Genomic DNA, 20,288 nt, shown 5'->3' with positions numbered 1-20,288 from the left:
GCGAGGTTCAGCGCCGGAGTCACTGAAGATTAAGCTCGGGAAAATCGCCAAACAATCCGATAATCGACTGAGTGTTCGTTTATCGAACGGATTGTTGTTCAGCTAACAATCAGATCAAAAGCTTCGCGAGCAGGCTCGCTCCCACCTTGGAATGCATTCCAGAATGTGGGAGCGAGCCTGCTCGCGAAGGGGCCAGCCTGTTCAATAACGATCTGCGCCCGATTCAGGTCGCATCCGCATGACTGACCATGCCCTTGATCAACACCGCCGCCGTCGCCAACCCCGCCGGGATCACCAGCGCGGTCAGCACTTGCTCGAAATTCCAGCCCAGGCCGAGCAAGGTTGCGCCCATCCACGCCCCAAGAATCGCGCCGAAGCGGCCGATGCCGAGCATCCACGACACCCCGGTCGCGCGGCCTTGCGTCGGGTAGAAGCGTGCTGCCAATGACGGCATCGCCGATTGCGCGCCGTTGACGCACATGCCTGCGACCAGCACCAGCGTCGCCAGCAAGGTGATGTTGCCCAGGCTTTGCCCTACCGCGTAGGCAAACACCCCGGCCAGCAGGTAGAAAATGCCGATGACCTTGTGCGGATTGAAGCGATCCATCGCCCAGCCCACCCCGACCGCGCTCAACACGCCGCCAAACTGGAACAACGCACCGATGAACGCGGCCTGCTCCATGCTCGCGCCGCTGTCGCGCATCAGCGTCGGCAGCCAACTGGTCAGCAGGTAGACGATCACCAGGCCCATGAAATAAGTCAGCCACAACAGCAGCGTGCCGGTGCTGTAAGTGCCGGAGAAGATCACCGCAAAGACATTACGCGCCTTGACGGTTTTCTGTTCCGGCACGCTGAAGCTCGCAGCCTGGGCGACGGTAATTGGATCGATCGGTGCCAAGGTCTTGCGAACTTTGTCGGTGCCGCGGTTGCGTACCACCAGGTAGCGCGCCGACTCCGGCAGCCAGAACACCAATACCACGGCGAGGATCAGCGGCAGGATCCCGCCGATCATCAACAGCGCGTGCCAGCCGAACGCCGGGATCAGTTTTGCCGAGATGAAACCGCCGCCGGCCATGCCGAGGTTGAAGCCGCAGAACATGCTGGTCACCAGCAGCGACTTCTTGCGCTCCGGGGTGTATTCCGAAAGCAGCGTCGTCGCGTTGGGCATGCCCGCGCCGAGACCGAGGCCGGTGAGGAAGCGCAACACCAGCAGTTGCTCGACGTTGGTGCTGTAGGCCGAGGCCAGGCTGAAGCCGCCGAACAGAATCACCGCGCCGACGAGTACGACTTTGCGCCCGAAGCGGTCAGCCAGAGGGCCGGAGCCGAGTGCACCGAAGACCATGCCGATCAGCGCGGCACTCATCACCGGGCCGAGGCTGGCGCGGTCGATACCCCAGTCTTGCGACAGCGCCGGGGCGATGAAACCCATGGCGGCGGTGTCGAGGCCGTCGAGAAATACGATCAGGAAACACAGGATCACCACTCGCCACTGATAGCGCGAGATCGGTTGGGCGTTGATAAAGGTCTGCACATCGAGGCAGTTACCCACAGCGGACTGAGGCTGGTTCATTATTTTTATTCCACGCAAAAAACGCAGTCGAACGGCGGCCGGCCAAAGGAAGGCACGGTCACAAGAATAGAAGGTTGTTATCAGGCGTTGCGGTGAACCCGGCAACAACGGGTGGGATACAGACAGTCGGGGAGCGAGCGCATGGTGAGTTGCCTCTTGTCATTATTATGGGGTCGACAGTCCGGCGAGCTCATTCACATCAGGCCGGATGACGCTGCCGCGACATTAATGATCCGAGGGTTTTAGCGTCAATTCGATAAACGCAACACTGTGCGTTTATCGAACAGCTTCCTCAGGCGAACAGCTGCGCGCTGAGGTCGCGACTGGCGCTGAGCAGTCCGGGCAAGAAGCGCTGCTCCAGCTCGGCGCGGCTGACCCGCCCGGCGTGGGTGCTGACATTCAGCGCCGCGACCACTTGCCCGGAGGCGTCGTAAACCGGCACGGCGATCGAACGCAGACCCTGTTCCAGTTCCTGATCGACAATGCACCAGCCCTGCTGCCGCACCTGCTGCAAACATTCGAGCAACGCGTCGGAGGTATGAATGGTGCGGCTGGTCTTGGCCACCAGTTCGGCGTGGTCGAGGTATTCGCCCAGTGAAGTGTCATCCAGTGCCGCTAGCAGAATCCGCCCCATCGACGTGCAATACGCCGGCAACCGCCCACCGACGGAAAGGTCGACCGAGATCAATCGCTGAGTGGTCGCCGAACGCGCGATATAGAGAATGTCATCGCCCTCCAGCGTCGCCATGTTGCAGGCTTCGTGCAGTTGCTCGCTCATGCGGTCCAGATACGGCTGGGCGGAAACGGCCAGCGGTGTCGAGGACAAATAGGCATGGCCGAGGGTCAGTACTTTCGGCAGCAGCGAATAGGTACGGCCGTCAGTGGTGGCGTAGCCGAGTTTGATCAGCGTGTGCAGGCAACGGCGTACGGCGGCGCGGGGAATTTCCGTGCGATGACTGATCTGCGCGATGGTCAGGTGGCGTTTACGCTCCTGAAACGCCTGCACCACCGCCAGACCACGGGCCAGGGAGGTCATGAAATCCGGATCACCGGTCAGCGCCTGAATGCGCTTGGCCGGCGAAGCGACGATGGGCGGCGCCACCGACGTGAAGGAGTTGCGCATTTGATCGTTCATTTCTTGTCCTTGTCCGGCACGCATCGATGCCTAGTCAAACGGCTCGCCGCGCGATGCACAAGCACCGGGCGCCAACATTGGGCGATTATCGAACCGCCGACCGATAATCGCAATCCAGCCCCCCGCCCTCCTCTTCATCCTTGAGGTAGCTTTAGCGATTCTGCTCGCAACTTAGTTGTTCCAGTTAATGGCGCCAAAAACAGAACGCCTGTTCTATAACGCGGTCTTTACACTTAACTAGCGGTAAAAGTTGCCGGTAACAAAACCCTCACACATTCAGAACCGTTTTTAACTTGGCAAAGATAGTCATTCCCGAATCGGCCGCTATAATGCACCCTAGTCGCGGCGCTTTAATCAAAAGCCCGCGACTTGCTGAAACGAGGTCCTTCGTCTCAGCTCCGGCCAGCGCCCGGCGCCCATCACACATGCAACGCCAGCGCTCGCTGAAACAGGAAACTGATGCTGCGTCAGTTTTTATCTGGTGCCGTAGCCGCCTGTAACACGGAAGTCTTGATCGCCTCTCCAATGCCACCCGGCCTGATCGGGCTGTGGATGACTGGCGGGTTCGCTCAATTGACTCGTTGCAGTGTGTTTCACCGGATATTCAATTCAACTCATACAGGTAGCACCGTGACGAAAGACGAACTGCGCGCGGAACTAGAGCGCCAGGAACAACGTTACAAGGAAGTTTACGGCGGGGAAGTCACCACCTACGCCGCTCAGCCGGAACCGGAACGCAAGGCATGGCGCAAGCGCCCTACTGTTCAGGATCAGGTGTTCAAGCAGGAAATCGAAAAGATCGAAAAGGAACTCAAAGCCGAAGAGCCATGAGCCACGGCGGTTGAGCATTCGAAAGTCGGCGTCCGCCTGAGCCACAGCGCGGTGGAAGACGACACCTCGCGCGCCCGCTAACCGCGGGCAGCGGCTGCATCGCTGTTCTGGGGCTTATGAACGAGCGTCCCACAGGTTTCAGAGATATTTCAGACAAGCGTTTGAGCATTTGCGATGTCTGAAAAAACGGCTCGAAAATATAGTTTATTCAATAAAATCAAGTAGTTGAAAAAACCTGCGTGCTGCTTGGTTTTCACGCCCTGCAACAAATTAAATCGAAGAAGGGTGTGACCAGTGAGCAGACGGGGCATCGATTTCCTGTCTTTTCTGGCATAATCGCGCCCCCTTACGACCGGGTCAGAAAACCTTCATGATCGATTTATTCAGCGGACTGGATGCTTGGGTGCTTGTGAGCCTCTTGCTCGCCCTGACGTTTGTCCTCGCCTTCGAGTTCATCAATGGATTTCATGACACCGCTAACGCGGTAGCCACTGTTATCTACACCAAAGCCATGCCGCCACACCTGGCGGTGTTCTTTTCCGGTGTGTTCAATTTCCTCGGCGTGCTGCTGGGCGGCGTTGGCGTGGCTTATGCCATCGTCCACCTGCTGCCGGTTGAGCTGCTGATCAATGTGAACACCGGCCATGGCCTGGCGATGGTGTTCTCGTTGCTCGCCGCGGCAATCGCCTGGAATTTGGGCACCTGGTACTTCGGTATCCCGGCTTCCAGCTCGCACACCCTGATCGGCTCGATCCTCGGCGTCGGTCTGGCCAACGCGCTGATCAACGACATTCCGTTGAGAGATGGCGTGAACTGGCAGAAAGCGATCGACATCGGCGCCTCGCTAGTGTTCTCGCCGATGGCCGGCTTCCTCATCGCCGCGCTGGTGCTGATCGGCCTGAAATGGTGGCGCCCGCTGTCGAAGATGCACAAGACGCCGGAACAGCGTCGCAAGATCGACGACAAAAAGCACCCGCCGTTCTGGAACCGTCTGGTTTTGGTGATCTCGGCCATGGCCGTGAGCTTCGTGCACGGTTCCAACGACGGCCAGAAAGGCATCGGCCTGATCATGCTGGTGCTGATCGGTATCGTCCCGGCGCAGTTCGTACTCGATCTGAACAGCACCACCTACCAGATCGAACGCACCCGCGACGCGACCCTGCACCTGAGCCAGTTCTACCAGCGCAACGCCGATTCGCTGGGTGAGTTCCTGGCCCTGGGCAAGAGCGTGGAAGGCGACCTGCCGGAGAAGTTCCGCTGCAACCCGCAGCAGACCGAACCGACCATCACCGCCCTGCTGCATACCCTCAAAGGTGTAGCGGACTACCATTCGCTGTCGTCGGACAGCCGCATCGAAGTGCGTCGCTACCTGCTCTGCCTGGACGACACGGCGAAGAAAGTCGGCAAATTGCCTGGCCTGGAAGCTCGTGAAAAAGCTGACCTCGACAAGCTGCGCAAAGACCTGACCACCACCACCGAATACGCGCCGTTCTGGGTGATCCTGGCGGTCGCCCTGGCCCTGGGCCTGGGCACCATGGTCGGCTGGAAGCGTGTGGTGCTGACCATTGGCGAGAAGATCGGCAAGCAGGGCATGACCTATTCCCAGGGCATGTCGGCGCAGATCACCACCGCCAGTTTGATCGGCATGGCCAACATCTTCAGCCTGCCGGTGTCGACCACTCATGTGTTGTCTTCGGGTGTGGCCGGGACCATGGTTGCCAACAAGAGCGGCCTGCAGGGTGGCACGGTCAAGACTATTCTGCTGGCCTGGGTGTTGACCTTGCCAGCGACCGTGGCGCTGTCGGCCGGGTTGTTCTGGTTGGCTTCGAAGGCTTTGGGTAGTTGATCTTTAGCTGTTGATTGGAAAAGGCGTGATTCGTGAGGATCACGCCTTTTTTGTTATAGGGATTGGGGGCATATCCGTTGCTGCGGGTGCTGCCGCTGGCGGTTTCGCTCTTACAGCGACTCACTTTTTCAAACGCCAAAAAGTAAGCAAAAGGCTTTGCCCCGGCGTACGGCCCGCTCGCTGGGGCTCGGGGTACCTTCGTTACGGGACCGATCCGGGCGCAGCGGCTCCGGTTGGCTTCGCTGCNAAAAGGCTTTGCCCCGGCGTACGGCCCGCTCGCTGGGGCTCGGGGTACCTTCGTTACGGGACCGATCCGGGCGCAGCGGCTCCGGTTGGCTTCGCTGCACCTACACTCGCTGTGTACGACTGCGTCGTACAGTCGCTACGCTCCCACCCCCGGATCGATCCCGTAACGAAGCCTGCCGAAGGGGCAAAAGATCAAAAGCAAAAGCCAAAGCCAGATCAAGAGCCCCTCACCCTAGCCCTCTCCCAGAGGGAGAGGGGGAGAGGGCTGGGGTGAGGGGCGAATCCACCGAAAATCTCAAGCCATGCGACGCTTCTAACCACTCAACAATGAGCGCAAGCTCGAGTGCTTTTGATCTACGGGCGACGTCGGAAGGCTGAGCGGAGGGATTGATCCGGGCGTGGGAGCGCAGCGACCGTCTGGCGCAGCCAGACACAGCGGAAGGAGGTGCAGCGAAGCAAACCGTAGCCGCTGCGCCCGGATCGATCCCGCAGCGAAGGGACCCGAGCCTGCGAGGGCCGAACGCAGGAGCTAGCGTTTTTTGCTTACTTTTTTAGGCGCTTGTAAAAAAGTAAGTCGCCGTCAGGCGAAACCGCCAACAGCCGCTACCGAAGCAACGGATATTCACCCAACCCCCCAACAGCCTGGTCGGCCCAAAGGCCGCCACGGCCGCCAAGGCACAAAAAAAAGGGGCAACCGAAGTCGCCCCAAAATGCCTTGCGTGCCCATCAATCCAGAAGAACTCACTTGCGCCGCTTATGCGCATCCTTCCAGATAAAAAATCCAAACCCTGCAAAAAACAGCACCATGAGCCCCACCGTGAGAACCCCGGCAAACACCACGTTATCGAAAAACATGACTGACCTCCCGGCCCTGCTTTGCTTTGCTGCGATGGATTCAAATTAACAAACACACAGGCGCACATATTGACCAGGATCAATATCCGCAACGAAGGGAAATAAAGGAGGGGAAATAACTGATCTGCATCAACCAATGCAGCGGGAGATCAACGCTTTTTCGGCTTGTTCTTCGACTTTTTCTTGGCTTTTCCCAACGGCATCGCCTGCTCGAAAGCCTGGCGCACTTCGTTCAGGCGCTTCTCGTTGAGGTCATGCACACGCTTGGCGCGTTCAGTGCTGAGGTCGATCAGTTTGTCGTCTTGGCTCATGGCGTCCGGCACATCGCAGAAGAGATCACAGCTGCCGTCACCGACAGGATTGCGCCAATCATGCCGCCTGGCGCAGGCGCTGACCAGTCACTGTTCAAATCTCGATATCGACCCACAGCCCCTGACGCGGCTGATCGTCTATCAACGGCACCACCGGCACGGTGTTGTCGGCGTTCAGCTCAGTGCCCGGCACGGCCAGATGCTCTTCCGGATCCTCATCCGCCTCGCGGCGCCGACGGTCACGTTCCTGCTGGCGGCGCTGTTCGTCGCGCGCCAGCAACCGATCCTCTTCCGGATCGCGCTTTTGCAGATCGATCGTGCTTTCGTTGGAGCTTTCCTGCACCGGCACCACCGGCGGGATGTCCGGCCGCTGTCGGATCGGATCCTGCTGGGAAGTGATCGGCACGGCGCTCAAGGGGAGCATCGGTGGCAACATATAAAGGTCTCCTGTCTGCAGGCTATCGGCTGGGGTGCAGGCGCCTTGAGCCGCCTGTCGTAATTGTGTGATGCACCTCGCACCTGTAGGAGCTGCCGCAGGCTGCGATCCTTATCAGACAGCTCAAACCTGAAGGGTTCTCAAAGATCAAAAGATCGCAGCCTTCGGCAGCTCCTACGCCAGTAATCTTTGGCCCTGAAGCCGTCATTCCGTTAAGATAGCCCGCTTTTTCAAGGTGGGAGTCAGGCAGCATGGCGCAGCAGTATCAACCGGGGCAACGCTGGATCAGTGACAGCGAAGCAGAGCTTGGTTTAGGCACCGTTCTGGCACAGGACGGCCGCTTGTTGACCGTGCTTTACCCGGCCACTGGCGAAACCCGCCAGTACGCGCTACGGAATGCGCCCCTGACCCGCGTGCGGTTCTCGCCGGGCGACTCCATCACCCATTTCGAAGGCTGGAAGATGACCGTGCAGCAGGTCGACGATGTCGACGGGCTGATGGTCTATCACGGCCTCAACGGGCAGAACGAAGTCGTCACCCTGCCGGAAACCCAGCTGTCGAACTTCATTCAGTTCCGTCTGGCCAGCGACCGTCTGTTCGCCGGGCAGATCGACCCGCTGCCGTGGTTCTCCCTGCGCTACAACACCCTTGAACACACCAGCCGCCAGTTGCAGTCCTCGCTGTGGGGCCTGGGTGGCGTGCGTGCGCAACCGATCGCGCACCAGCTGCACATCGCCCGCGAAGTCGCCGACCGTATCGCCCCGCGCGTATTGCTGGCGGACGAAGTAGGTCTGGGTAAAACCATCGAAGCCGGTCTGGTCATCCATCGCCAACTGCTTTCGGGGCGCGCCAACCGCGTGCTGATCCTGGTCCCGGAAAACCTCCAGCATCAGTGGCTGGTGGAGATGCGCCGCCGCTTCAATCTGCAGGTCGCGCTGTTCGACGAAGAACGCTTTATCGAAAGCGATGCCACCAACCCGTTCGAAGACACGCAACTGGCGCTGGTCGCGCTGGAGTGGCTGGTCGACGACGAGAAGGCGCAGGACGCCTTGTTCGCTGCCGGTTGGGACCTGATGGTGGTGGACGAAGCGCATCACCTGGTCTGGCATGAAGACAAGGCCAGCGCGGAATATTCGCTGGTCGAGCAACTGGCCGAAGTGATTCCCGGCGTGCTGCTGCTCACCGCCACCCCGGAACAACTCGGTCAGGACAGCCACTTCGCCCGTCTGCGCCTGCTCGACCCGAACCGTTTCCACGACCTGGCCGCGTTCCGCGCCGAGAGCGACAACTATCGCCCGGTCGCCGAAGCGGTGCAGGAACTGCTCGACAAGGGCCGTCTTTCCGCCGAAGCGCACAAGACCATTCACGGTTTCCTCGGCAACGAAGGCGAAGCCCTGCTCACCGCCGTCAACGATGGCGACACTGAAGCCAGCGCCCGCCTCGTGCGTGAGCTGCTCGATCGCCACGGCACCGGCCGCGTGCTGTTCCGTAATACCCGCGCCGCTGTGCAGGGTTTCCCGGAGCGCAAACTGCACCCGTACCCGTTGCCGTGCCCGGACGAATACCTCGAACTGCCACTGGGCGAACACGCCGAGCTGTACCCGGAAGTCAGCTTCCAGGCGCAGCCGGAAGCCAGTGAAGAAGAGCGCTGGTGGAAATTCGATCCGCGCGTCGAGTGGCTGATCGATCAGCTAAAAATGCTCAAGCGCACCAAGGTGCTGGTGATCTGCGCCCACGCCGAAACCGCGATGGACCTGGAAGACGCGTTGCGCGTGCGTTCCGGCATCCCGGCCACGGTGTTCCACGAAGGCATGAACATCCTTGAGCGTGACCGCGCCGCCGCCTACTTCGCTGATGAAGAGTTCGGCGCGCAAGTGCTGATCTGCTCGGAAATCGGCAGTGAAGGTCGCAACTTCCAGTTCGCTCACCATCTGGTGCTGTTCGATCTGCCGTCGCACCCGGACCTGCTCGAGCAGCGCATCGGCCGTCTCGACCGGATCGGCCAGAAGCACATCATCGAACTGCACGTGCCGTACCTGGAAACCAGCCCGCAAGAGCGCCTGTTCCAGTGGTACCACGAAGCGCTCAACGCCTTCCTCAACACCTGCCCGACCGGCAACGCCTTGCAGCATCAGTTCGGCCCACGCCTGCTGCCGCTGCTCGAAGAAGCCGATGACGGCGAGTGGCAAGCGCTGATCGACGAAGCACGCGCCGAGCGTGAGCGTCTCGAAGCCGAGCTGCACACCGGTCGCGACCGTCTGCTGGAATTGAATTCCGGCGGCGCTGGCGAAGGTGAAGCGCTGGTCGAGGCGATTCTCGAGCAGGACGATCAGTTCGCCCTGCCGATCTACATGGAAACCCTGTTCGACGCGTTCGGCATCGACAGCGAAGACCATTCGGAAAACGCCCTGATCCTCAAGCCGAGCGAGAAGATGCTCGACGCCAGTTTCCCGCTCGGCGACGACGAAGGCGTGACCATCACTTACGACCGCAACCAGGCGCTGTCGCGCGAAGACATGCAGTTCATCACCTGGGAACACCCGATGGTGCAGGGCGGCATGGATCTGGTGCTGTCCGGTTCGATGGGCAACACCGCCGTAGCGCTGATCAAGAACAAGGCGCTGAAACCAGGCACCGTGTTGCTGGAATTGCTCTACGTCAGCGAAGTGGTCGCACCGCGCTCGCTGCAACTGGGTCGCTACCTGCCACCGGCGGCGCTGCGTTGCCTGCTCGATGCCAATGGCAACGACTTGTCGCCACGGGTGTCGTTCGAAACCCTCAACGATCAGCTGGAAAGCGTGCCCCGCGCAAGCGCCAACAAGTTCATCCAGGCCCAGCGCGATCAGCTGACGCCACGGATCAACGCCGGCGAAGAAAAGATCGCCCCGCGTCACGCCGAGCGTGTGGCTGAAGCGCGCCGTCGTCTGGCCGCCGACACTGACGAAGAACTGGCGCGCCTGACCGCCTTGCAAGCGGTCAACCCGACCGTGCGCGACAGCGAACTGGAGGCGTTGCGCACTCAGCGTGAGCAGGGTCTGGCGATGCTCGACAAAGCGGCGTTGCGCCTGGAAGCGATTCGGGTGTTGGTGGCGGGTTAACCGCCCCGCTCCACCGCTGAAAACCAAGAGGCCCGCAGTGATGCGGGCCGATCGTTCCCACGCTCTGCGTGGGAACGATCATGTGGGAGCGAGCCTGCTCGCGAAAACGGTCAGGCAGTCGCCGCAGAAATTTCAGGCTCAACCACCGCCACCAACCCCTCCTTCATCCGCTGTGCATCGCGAACAAAACACCGCGATGCCAGAAACAGAAAGACCATGGTCAGGAACAGCGCTACCGGGATCAGGTACATAGCGTCGTGCAGGCCGACAGCCTTGAACGCTTCGGTCATCTGCTCAGCCCCTGCCGCCAGCATCGCCGTGTGCGCGAAGTGATCCGACAGACCACCCACGACCACCGGCCCCAACCCGCCGCCGAGCAGATACAGACCGGCAAAGAACAACGCCATCGCCGTGGCCCGCAGGCGCGGTTCGACGACGTCCTGAATTGCCGTGTACACGCAGGTATAGAAGTTGTACGCGAACAGCCAGCCAACGCTGAACACCGCGACGAACACGCCGATCTCAATGCGCCCGGCATGCAGCGCCCAGGCTGTGCACAACGTTGAAATGATCAGGCTGAACGCGGCAAACAGCAGCCGCCCACTGGCGAAGCGCTGGTGGATCTTGTCGGCGATCCAGCCGCCAAGGGTCAGCCCGACCAATCCCGTCACGCCAACGATCAACCCGGTTGCCACCGCCGCCTCCTGCAACGGCATGAGAAAGTAGCGTTGCAGCATCGGCACCAGAAACGAGTTGCAGGCATAGGTCGCGAAGTTGAAGCACAGCCCGGCCATCACCAGCCACAGGAAGGTCGGCACAGCGAGAACGCGGCGGATAGGCCTGTCGACTTTCTCCTGCGAGACCTGCACGGTTTCAGCCGCGCCGCGTTTCGGCTCTTTGATGAAGAACATGAACACCGCGAGGATCAGCCCCGGCACGGCGGCGATGAAGAACGGCGCGCGCCAGCTGTCGAACGCCTTGACCATCGCGCCGATGGTGAAGAACGCCAGCAGCAGCCCCAGCGGCAGGCCAAGCATGAAAATACCCATCGCCCGCGCCCGACGGTGCGCCGGAAACAGATCGCCGATCAGCGAGTTGGCCGCTGGTGCATAACTGGCTTCGCCGATGCCGATGCCCATGCGCACGATCAAAAAGCTCCAGAAACTGCCGACCATACCGTTGACCGCAGTCAGCGCACTCCAGGTGGCCAGGCCCCAGCCCATCAGCTTGCTGCGTGAACCGGTGTCGGCCATGCGCCCGAGTGGCAGGCCGGCGATGGCGTAAACGATGGTGAACGCGGTGCCGATGATGCCCAGCTGAAAGTCGCTGAGGTGCCATTCCATGCGGATCGGTTCGATGATGATCGCCGGGATGGTGCGGTCGAAGAAATTGAACAGGTTGGCGAGGAACAGCAGGAACAGAATGCGCCAGGCATTCGCCGCTTGGGTCGAGTTCTGCATGGGTCCGTCTCTTTATTGTTATGAGGGCTTCACTGCCAGTGCGTCGAGCCCGGAACCTGCAATCTAGTCAGCCGCACGGGGGCTGTCTGTCATCATTCGTCAGCCTGATATCGACCCATCGCACTGTAACGAAACGTAAGCCCTTGATAAGTCTGGAATCCCCCGCCACACGGGGCTTTCGCGGCAAAATCCGGCGACAAAAAAATAGTTTCGCGCCCCCCTTCCCAACGCCATGGCAAAGTCTAGAATGGCCGCCGGATCCGTCCGGATCTTCCGATCAATCCCTTTGATACCCCCGCCCATGTCCGAAGCCAGTCCGTGTCTGAATTGCGGTGCCTGCTGTTCCCATTTTCGTGTGTCTTTTTTCTGGGGTGAGTGCTCATCCTCTGGCGGAACGGTGCCCGATGAACTGGTCGCGCAGATCACCCCGAGCCGGGTGGCAATGATCGGCACCGATCGCAAACCGGCGCGTTGCATGTCCCTGGCGGGTGAGGTCGGCAGTGCCGTGGCCTGCACGATCTATGACAAGCGCTCGAGTACGTGTCGTGAGTTCGAGGCGTCGTGGGAGAACGGCGAACACAATCCGGACTGCGACAAGGCCCGCGCTGCCCACGGCCTGCCGCCCTTGCCGCCACACTGGAATGATCTGCCGCTGGAGCGCATTGCCTGAGCCTTAGCGCAAATCGCTATGAGGCTAATGGCAAAATCATTACCACCAATGTGCCACTACGCCTTGCAGCGTGAAAACCGCCTCTATACTCCATCCATTCGCCTGCGTTGATTGACGCACGGGCCAGATGAATCCGAGACGGGGCATGCTATGGAGTGGCTTGGTTTGCAGTTTGTTGCCGAGCTGCCGGCGAGCGGGCAGATTCTCCTCGATTGCAGCCACAACCCTTTGTTGGTGATGGTGGCCTATCTGGTCGCCTGCGCGGCGAGTTTCGCCACCCTGGACATGGCAGAGCGCCTGGTGCATGCCGAAGATCCGGGGTCGCGGCGCATCTGGCGCTGGATCGGCGCGACCTGCCTGGCCGGCGGCATCTGGGCCATGCACTTCATCGGCATGCTGGCCTTCCAGACCCCCATCGATATTCAGTACGACCTCGGCATCACCCTCTTGTCGTTACTGATCGCTCTGCTCGCCTCGTGGCTGGCCATGCACACTCTCAGTGAGGTGCAGCCGAGCGCGCTGCATTGCCTGAAGACCGCGTGTGTCATCGGTTTGGGCATCGCTGGCATGCATTACGTCGGCATGGCCGCGATGAAGTCGAGCGCCACCGCCTACTATCAGCCAAGGCTGTTCGCGCTGTCGGTGCTGATTGCCATCGGCGCCAGTTTCACCGCGCTGTGGGTGGCGCGCTATCTCAGCGAAGGCAGCGGCGTCGCGCATCAATTGCTCAAGTACAGCGCGGCGCTGATTCTCGGCGCCGGCATCATCAGCATGCACTTCACCGGCATGGCTGCGCTGGATCTGGTGCTTCCCGAAGGTGCCCTGGCAGCGAGCGGCAGTGAAACCGGGCATTTGCAGCTGGGCCTGACCGTGGCGCTGATCATCCTGTTGATTCTCGGCAGTGCGATCAGCGCCGCCCTCGCCGACAAGAAACTGCAGAACAAGGAAAACGACCTGCGCCGGGTCAACGCCCTGCTCAGCCAACTCGATCAGGCGCGCATGTCTTTGCAGCAAGCGGCCAATTACGACGCGCTGACCAACCTGATCAACCGCCGTGGTTTCAACCAGATGTTCGCCGAAAAACTCAGTCAGAAAACCAGCGAGGGCGGCATGCTCGCGGTGATGTTTCTCGACATCGACCACTTCAAGCGCATCAACGATAGCCTCGGCCATGATGCCGGTGACGCGCTGCTCAAAGTCATCGCCCAACACATCAAGAGCTCAGTGCGCAGCCATGAAGACGTGGTCGCGCGGTTCGGCGGCGACGAGTTCTGCATCCTCATCAGCCTGCGTGACCGCGAAGAGGCGCGCGGTATGGCGCAGCGCATCATGCACAAGATGAAAGAGCCGATCGAACTGGCCGGCCGGCGCATGGTGATGACCACCAGCATCGGCATCAGCCTGTTCCCAGAAGACGGCACCACTTGCGAAGAGCTGCTCAAACACGCCGACCTGGCCTTGTACCAATCCAAAGGCGCCGGGCGCAACGGTCTGCACTTCTTCAATTCCAGCCTGAAGACCCGCGCCAGTTTCGAGCTGCAACTGGAAGAAGAACTGCGCAGTGCGCTACGGCAAGACAACGCGCTGATGCTCTACTACCAGCCGATCTTCGAAGTGAAAACCGGACGCGTGACCAAGCTCGAGGCGCTGATTCGCTGGCAGCATCCGGTTCACGGTTTGCTCACACCGGATCGCTTCATAGGTATCGCCGAGAACAACGGTTTGATCGCCGAACTGGACAATTGGGTGCTGCGCCGCGCCTGCAAGGATCTTGGCGAGCTGTCGCGGCATGGTTGTGCCGAATTGAAAATCGCCTGGAACTGCTCGCCGCTGAATCTGGCGCGCGAAGAGCTGGCCGAGGAGATCGAGCACGCCTTGCACACGGCGGGCGTTGCCCCGGAACGCCTGGAACTGGAGGTCACCGAAAACGCCTTGATGGGCAATATCGCCGACACTCTGGTGCTGCTGCGGCAGATCCGCGCCCTCGGTGTGTCGCTGTCGATCGATGATTTCGGCACCGGCTATTCGTCGCTGGCCTACCTCAAGCGCCTGCCGCTGAACACCCTGAAAATCGACCGCTCGTTCATCCTCGACATTCCCACCGCCACGGCGGACATGGAGATCGTGCAGGCGATCATCGTCATGGCCCACACTCTGCATCTGCAGGTGGTCACCGAGGGCGTCGAGAGCCTGGAGCAATACGAGTTTCTCGAGCGTTCGGGCTGCGACTTCATTCAGGGTTATCTGCTCAGCCGCCCGGTGCCGCTGGACGAATTGCGCGCGGTGCTCGATGAAATCAACCAGCGCAAACCCGTCCTCGGGGTCAATCCGTTGAGTCTGGCGCGCGATACATTTGCACCAGCGTCGCTGGATCCTTCGCTAAAAAGCCTTGCGCCCCATGCAGGCGCATCAATTGTGCGGCCAATCCGCTGATTGGCGTCGCCGAGCCCTGCTCGCGGGAAAATTTCACTGCTGTGTCGAGATCCTTGAGCAGCGTGCGCACGTGCCACTTGACCGGTTCGAAACGGCTTTCGGCCATTTGCGGCGCAAGGATCTGCAACGGCTTCGAATCAGCAAAGCCACCGGCCAGCGCCTCGGCGATCAGACTGGCATCGACCCCGGCCTGTTCGGCCAACGCCACCACTTCGGCAATCACCAGCGCATTGCACGCGACGATCATCTGGTTGCAGGCCTTGGTCACCTGGCCGGCGCCAACGCCGCCCATGTGCGTGACGCGCTGACCGAGGCTGAGCAGCACCGGGCGTACGCGCTCAAGATCTGCCGCTGCACCACCGACCATGATCGCCAGACTGCCGGCCTCGGCGCCGACCACGCCGCCGGACACCGGGGAGTCAAGCCAGCCCATGGCGGTTTTCTCGGCCAGCGCTGCGGCCATCTCGCGAGTCGCGGTCGGTTCAAGACTGGAGAAATCCACCAATAGCTGGCCGTTTTTTGCCCCTTCGGCGATACCGCCAGTGCCAAACACCACCTCACGCACCACGGCGGTATCGGCCAGACACAGCATGACGATGTCGGCGTGTGCGCACAGTTCGGCAGGGCTCGATACCTGGCGGGCGCCGGCCGCAACCAGCGGTGCGCACTTGTCCGGGTTGCGGTTCCACACCGCCAACGGGTAACCCGCCGCCAGCAGACGCCGGCACATGGGCAGGCCCATCAGGCCGATTCCGGCAAACCCCAACGAAGGTAGCGTTGACATCATTTCGCCTCTTTTCGATTAAAGATCACCGAATCATGGCCGATTCATCAACGATCAGGAAAGGATTCCGCCCGGCGATCAGACCAGCCAGCACTACGACGCCCGGGCCGTATTCGCGCACACAAGACGCGAGATCTTATTCCGTGAGGTTCGCCGGCACTGTTCGGCGGGCCAACCCAGTCCAGGTAAATGGCGCACCATGACCTCTAAAAACAACCCCGCCAGTGCAACAGCCGATCTGACCCTGAGCCCCGCCGCGAACAGCGCGTCATCATCCAGGCCGACGCCGCCTTCGCGCCCGCTGTCGACCCAGCAATACCTGTACTTCACCGAAACCAACACCGACCGCATCCTCGATAACCTCGACGGCCTGCGCGATTCGGTATTCCCGCGCCCGGCGCATCAGGAAGGCGACAACGAGCAGCACAACGACCAGGAATTTCCCTCGGTGTGCCTGATCGGCCTCGGTCGCTGCGGCTCCAACATCGCCCTCGACGTGGCGGAACTGGTGTACAACGCGCGCAAGTTCTACCTCAACGAATTCAACAACGAAGACCGCCCGACCGACCGGCGTCTGGCCGACAAGGGCTACAGCCCGGCGCAGTGGATCAAGAACAATCTGCGCATCGGCACCAGCAAATCGACCAAACCGGTGTTTCTCGTCGAACCGCTGGTGATGCTCGGCGACCTCGACAAGGACATTGCCGGGCGCATCCGTTTCTCGCGCAAGGGCGAGAAAAGCGGCTTCCTGCGCGACTACAGCAAAATGAAGATCATGGACTTGTCCGAAGTCCACGCCGGTGGCGCCGGTAACGCGCCGATCCTCGGCCAGTACCTGGCGAAGATCATCCTCAACAAGGACACCCAGCGCTTCTCCAGCCCCGACTGGAAAATGATCCACTCGTACCTGATCGACAGCTGCGGGATCAAGGCCAACCAGTCGCGCCTGTATTTCTCGATCTTCAGTGCCGGCGGCGGTACCGGTTCGGGCATGGCCTCGGAGTTCGGTCTGGCGCAGCAGCACTCGTACATGAACAAGACCTTCGACACCAAGCCGATGGACGAGCATGACGGCAAGAGCGGCCATTCGTTTGTCTTCGAGCCGATCTTCACCAGCGGCATCTGCGTGCTGCCGAACATTTCCGACCACCGCAGCGAAATGTCCGAGGCGCTGCATATCAACGCCGGGCGCCTGCTCTGCAAATACCTGTCGGAGGAATGGGATTTCTCCTACAACTTCGCCAACGAAGACAGCAGCGAAGCCAGCGTGATGGGGCGTATCCGCCCGTGGAACGCGATGATGCTGATCTCCAACGACATCATGCGTTACGCCGAAGAAAGCGATGACGGCAACATCCAGAACATTGATGTCAATGCCATGGAGAAGCACGCCAACCAGTACATCTCGCAACAGATCTTCAACATTCTGACGGCGCAGGCAGTCACCACCGACTACGACCAGAACTACTTCCGCCGCGCCGGCATCGACATCGGCGAAACCATCCGCCTGGACGCCAACGACCTGTTCATGAGTCTGGCCGGGCCAGTGGCGATTGCCTACGCCGAATCGGTAGTCCCGAAAACTCCGCCGCCGAGCAGCGACAAGTTCAAGGTCTTCGATAAAGAGCCGCAGCGCCTGAACATCGACGACCTGTTCTTCCGTTCGATCGACCTGCCGCACTTCAACAAGGTCACTCAGGCCATCGAAGGCATCAGCCTGCTGCCGATCGAATCCAAGCGTTATCGCGCTTCGCTTGAGCAGTACAAGAATTCCGGCTACGACGCCGCCGCGCTGCACGATTTGCACTTCTTCAAGAATTGCTCGTCGGTGGTCTCGATCGTCTCGCTGCCGAAAGACTACAAACTGTCGTACATGGATCTGAACCGGTTGAAGACCCACCTCAACAGCCTGTTCCCCAACACCACGCTCAAGCGCTATGCGCTGGTGATCGGCGCTTCGGCCAACCTGTCGCTGACCACCCTGATCGCCAAGAGCCCGTGCCTGTCGGACGACTTCCTCACACTGATCGTGGCATTCATCAAGCGCTGCTTTGCGAAGAATCCGTACCGTTTCGACGAGACGCTGGATAACTCGATTCTCGACTTCATCATTCAGGAAGACTTCGACGAGGAGCGGATCGACGACCTGCTCAACGAATTCGAGAACCCGGCGAAGATCCTCGATACCAACTGGTACGCGATCAAACCGATGTACGAGAAGAAATACCGTGAGTTGATCAACGACAAGGACAAGTTCGTCTCGATCAATGACATTCGCCTGTCACGCGATTGCGTGAAGAAGTCGATCAAGTACCTGCGCGAGATCTACCGCCACCGGATTGGCAAGACCAAGGTCATTTCGCTGAATAACCATACCGGCAAGACTTACTCGGTCTGATCCAGCACCGAGTCGCCCTATTCGCGAGCAGGCTCGCTCCCACAGGAAAGTGCATTCCAGTGTGGGAGCGAGCCTGCTCGCGAAGGCGCCCTCGACTTCACCGACAAACTCCAACGCTGCGAACATTCAGAAACAATTAAGCGACCCTCAGGCCGCTCCATAAACTGTTCCCGTTACGTTTACGTCACCGTGAGGCGTGGCATTTCTCCACGGCAAGGTGCTATCACGCTACTCCGCTACACACTTGCGGTGCGGCAATCGAGGCACCAAAAGGGTGCAGGCAATTAAACGGCCGCCCTTTCCTGGATCAGAATCCACGGCGAAACCACCACGGCCCACAGCTGCGGATCACGTTCGAAAATATCCAGCGCCCGCGTTTCAGACAGCTTGGCGACCTTGTCGTCGGCCAGCCAGGCCGCGACTTTCTCGCCTTCATCCGAGGCCACGGCCTCGGCGGCGGCGATCAAATCGAGGTCAGGGTCGACCCACAATAGGGCACCCTTGGCGAAGAACGGCTCCAGCTCTTTCCAGGTAATAGATGCCGTTTCACCAAGCAGCTTGGCATAGAGGGTGCTAGGTTCTTGATTCATGGGAGCTGTCCGGAAAAGAAATCGACGCGAATGATAACGTCGGTGGTCCGTCAGAAAAACCCGGTTGCAAATCGCTGCACCGAACGAAAAGAGCAGGAACGCCAGGGAATGCTGCCTTTTGGGATATATGCCCCCGATTGCCCCGCCGCAATTCTGTCTCTTTCATTCAAAAATGCGACACCCCCAAGTTTTGCCCCGTGGCGCCCGCTTCCCAGTTGATCAAGCGGCGCTCTACACTGTACCGGTACAGTTGCCGGGGCATTTTCCGGAGGGTATCGCAAAGATATCTGACCCGGTTCTGCTGCTACGGCGCCAGAACTCTAAAAAATACAACAGTAAGAGTGGAGCACTATGACTAAGGCTACTAAGCAGATTTCCAAACTGTTTGCCGCTATGGTTCTGGCCGGGGTTGCCAGCCATTCGTTCGCAGCTGACACCATCAAAATCGGTATCGCCGGTCCTAAAACCGGTCCAGTAGCCCAGTACGGCGACATGCAGTTCAGTGGCGCGAAGATGGCCATCGAGCAGATCAACGCCAAGGGCGGCGTCGACGGCAAGAAACTCGAAGCCGTTGAATACGACGATGCCTGCGATCCGAAACAAGCGGTAGCGGTAGCGAACAAGGTCGTCAACGACGGCGTCAAGTTCGTGGTCGGTCACCTGTGCTCCAGCTCCACTCAGCCCGCTTCGGACATCTACGAAGACGAAGGCGTGATCATGATCACCCCGGCTGCCACCAGCCCGGACATCACCGCCCGTGGCTACAAAATGATCTTCCGCACCATCGGTCTCGACAGCGCCCAAGGCCCTGCCGCCGGCAACTACATCGCCGATCACGTGAAACCGAAAGTGGTTGGCGTGCTGCACGACAAACAGCAGTACGGTGAAGGCATCGCCACCGCGGTGAAATCGACCCTCGAGAAGAAAGGCACCAAGGTTGCCGTCTTCGAAGGCGTCAACGCTGGCGACAAAGACTTCTCCGCCATCATCGCCAAGCTCAAGCAAGCCGGCGTCGACTTCGTCTACTACGGCGGCTACCACCCGGAGCTGGGTCTGATCCTGCGTCAGGCTCAGGAAAAAGGCCTGAAAGCCCGCTTCATGGGTCCGGAAGGCGTGGGTAACGACTCGATCACCCAGATCGCCAAGGACGCGTCCGAAGGCCTGCTGGTGACCCTGCCGAAATCCTTCGACCAGGATCCGGCCAACGTTGCTCTGGCTGACGCGTTCAAGGCCAAGAAGGAAGATCCGAGCGGTCCGTTCGTGTTCCCGTCCTACTCGGCGGTGACCGTGATTGCCGAAGGCATCAAGGCGGCCAAGTCCGAAGACGCGACCAAAGTGGCTGAAGCCATCCACGCCGGTTCGTTCAAGACCCCTACCGGCGACCTGAGCTTCGACGACAAGGGCGACCTGAAGGACTTCAAATTTGTCGTGTACGAGTGGCACAACGGCAAACCTAAAACCGAAGTTTCGCCTCAGTAAGGCCTTGCCCGACTGACTGCCAATAAAGCCCACGGCGTGCCGTGGGCTTTGTTTTGCGAATGTATGGGCCGCGCTGGCGTGATCCGCCAGTCTGCCCACCTGAAAATCTCAAAACCGTCATCAGCGGTTCGCTGGCAAAACCCGGA

General features: G+C 60.2%; 15 protein-coding genes. 7 read left to right on the top strand and 8 right to left on the bottom strand.

The features are described from left to right. Nucleotides 1-223: 223 nt before the first annotated feature. Together ASG55_RS02660 and pcaR are read right to left on the bottom strand one after the other, a co-directional pair. A complete protein-coding gene (locus ASG55_RS02660) occupies nt 224-1,570 on the bottom strand; it encodes an MFS transporter (RefSeq protein ID WP_041478919.1) in 1,347 nt (448 codons plus the stop codon). Between the two features lie 292 nt (nt 1,571-1,862). Beyond that, nucleotides 1,863-2,705 carry a pca regulon transcriptional regulator PcaR gene (gene pcaR / locus ASG55_RS02655; protein WP_041478920.1) on the bottom strand — a complete coding sequence of 281 codons (843 nt, stop codon included), beginning with the start codon at nt 2,703-2,705 and terminating at the stop codon, nt 1,863-1,865. Between the two features lie 630 nt (nt 2,706-3,335). Here pcaR and ASG55_RS02650 point away from each other — a divergent pair. Further along, complete coding sequence (locus ASG55_RS02650; protein WP_008080067.1) at nt 3,336-3,536, top strand: hypothetical protein; 201 nt, start codon at nt 3,336-3,338, stop codon at nt 3,534-3,536. A gap of 370 nt (nt 3,537-3,906) precedes the next feature. Further along, nucleotides 3,907-5,382 carry an inorganic phosphate transporter gene (locus tag ASG55_RS02645; protein WP_016771345.1) on the top strand — a complete coding sequence of 492 codons (1,476 nt, stop codon included), beginning with the start codon at nt 3,907-3,909 and terminating at the stop codon, nt 5,380-5,382. A 987-nt stretch (nt 5,383-6,369) separates the two neighbouring features. On the opposite strand, the gene ccoM is transcribed toward ASG55_RS02645, so the two are convergent. The 3 genes from ccoM to ASG55_RS02635 all read right to left on the bottom strand — a co-directional run bounded on the left by ccoM (nt 6,370) and on the right by ASG55_RS02635 (nt 7,230). Next, a complete protein-coding gene (gene ccoM / locus ASG55_RS27455; RefSeq protein WP_016771346.1) occupies nt 6,370-6,483 on the bottom strand; it encodes a cytochrome c oxidase subunit CcoM in 114 nt (37 codons plus the stop codon). A 149-nt stretch (nt 6,484-6,632) separates the two neighbouring features. Next, nucleotides 6,633-6,794: a hypothetical protein gene (locus ASG55_RS26945; protein WP_016771347.1), complete on the bottom strand. Its 162-nt coding sequence runs from the start codon at nt 6,792-6,794 to the stop codon at nt 6,633-6,635. A gap of 94 nt (nt 6,795-6,888) precedes the next feature. Further along, a complete protein-coding gene (locus ASG55_RS02635; protein WP_056783398.1) occupies nt 6,889-7,230 on the bottom strand; it encodes a hypothetical protein in 342 nt (113 codons plus the stop codon). A 251-nt stretch (nt 7,231-7,481) separates the two neighbouring features. Between ASG55_RS02635 and rapA the strand changes: the two genes are divergently transcribed. Next, nucleotides 7,482-10,328 carry an RNA polymerase-associated protein RapA gene (gene rapA / locus ASG55_RS02630; protein ID WP_041478023.1) on the top strand — a complete coding sequence of 949 codons (2,847 nt, stop codon included), beginning with the start codon at nt 7,482-7,484 and terminating at the stop codon, nt 10,326-10,328. Nucleotides 10,329-10,438: 110 nt separating this feature from the next. Here rapA and ASG55_RS02625 read toward each other — a convergent pair whose 3' ends face one another. Continuing rightward, nucleotides 10,439-11,788: a spinster family MFS transporter gene (locus ASG55_RS02625; RefSeq protein ID WP_056783397.1), complete on the bottom strand. Its 1,350-nt coding sequence runs from the start codon at nt 11,786-11,788 to the stop codon at nt 10,439-10,441. 301 nt (nt 11,789-12,089) lie between these two features. Here ASG55_RS02625 and ASG55_RS02620 point away from each other — a divergent pair, with 301 nt between their 5' ends. Next, nucleotides 12,090-12,458 carry a YkgJ family cysteine cluster protein gene (locus ASG55_RS02620; protein WP_024011928.1) on the top strand — a complete coding sequence of 123 codons (369 nt, stop codon included), beginning with the start codon at nt 12,090-12,092 and terminating at the stop codon, nt 12,456-12,458. 150 nt (nt 12,459-12,608) lie between these two features. Next, nucleotides 12,609-14,891 (top strand): putative bifunctional diguanylate cyclase/phosphodiesterase, encoded by a 2,283-nt coding sequence (locus ASG55_RS02615; protein ID WP_056783395.1) that lies wholly within the window; start codon nt 12,609-12,611, stop codon nt 14,889-14,891. On the opposite strand, the gene ASG55_RS26080 is transcribed toward ASG55_RS02615, so the two are convergent. Then, nucleotides 14,782-15,678 (bottom strand): NAD(P)-dependent oxidoreductase, encoded by an 897-nt coding sequence (locus tag ASG55_RS26080; RefSeq protein ID WP_162245410.1) that lies wholly within the window; start codon nt 15,676-15,678, stop codon nt 14,782-14,784. The genes ASG55_RS02615 and ASG55_RS26080 overlap by 110 nt on opposite strands. Before the next feature lie 196 nt (nt 15,679-15,874). Between ASG55_RS26080 and ASG55_RS02605 the strand changes: the two genes are divergently transcribed. Further along, the gene (locus ASG55_RS02605; protein ID WP_056783394.1) at nt 15,875-18,073 is read left to right on the top strand and encodes a hypothetical protein; all 2,199 of its coding nucleotides are present in this window, start codon (nt 15,875-15,877) and stop codon (nt 18,071-18,073) included. Nucleotides 18,074-18,357: 284 nt separating this feature from the next. On the opposite strand, the gene ASG55_RS02600 is transcribed toward ASG55_RS02605, so the two are convergent. Further along, nucleotides 18,358-18,663 (bottom strand): DUF2288 domain-containing protein, encoded by a 306-nt coding sequence (locus ASG55_RS02600; RefSeq protein WP_016771353.1) that lies wholly within the window; start codon nt 18,661-18,663, stop codon nt 18,358-18,360. Nucleotides 18,664-19,014: 351 nt separating this feature from the next. On the opposite strand from ASG55_RS02600, the gene ASG55_RS02595 reads away from it, so the two are divergent. Continuing rightward, complete coding sequence (locus ASG55_RS02595) at nt 19,015-20,142, top strand: branched-chain amino acid ABC transporter substrate-binding protein (protein ID WP_016771354.1); 1,128 nt, start codon at nt 19,015-19,017, stop codon at nt 20,140-20,142. The last annotated feature ends 146 nt before the right edge of the window (nt 20,143-20,288 follow it).

The sequence above is a fragment of the Pseudomonas sp. Leaf434 genome (assembly GCF_001425545.1).
GTDB lineage: Bacteria > Pseudomonadota > Gammaproteobacteria > Pseudomonadales > Pseudomonadaceae > Aquipseudomonas > Aquipseudomonas siliginis.
Note: the sequence above shows the minus strand (reverse complement) of the source record. Positions and strands in the feature narration are given on the sequence as shown.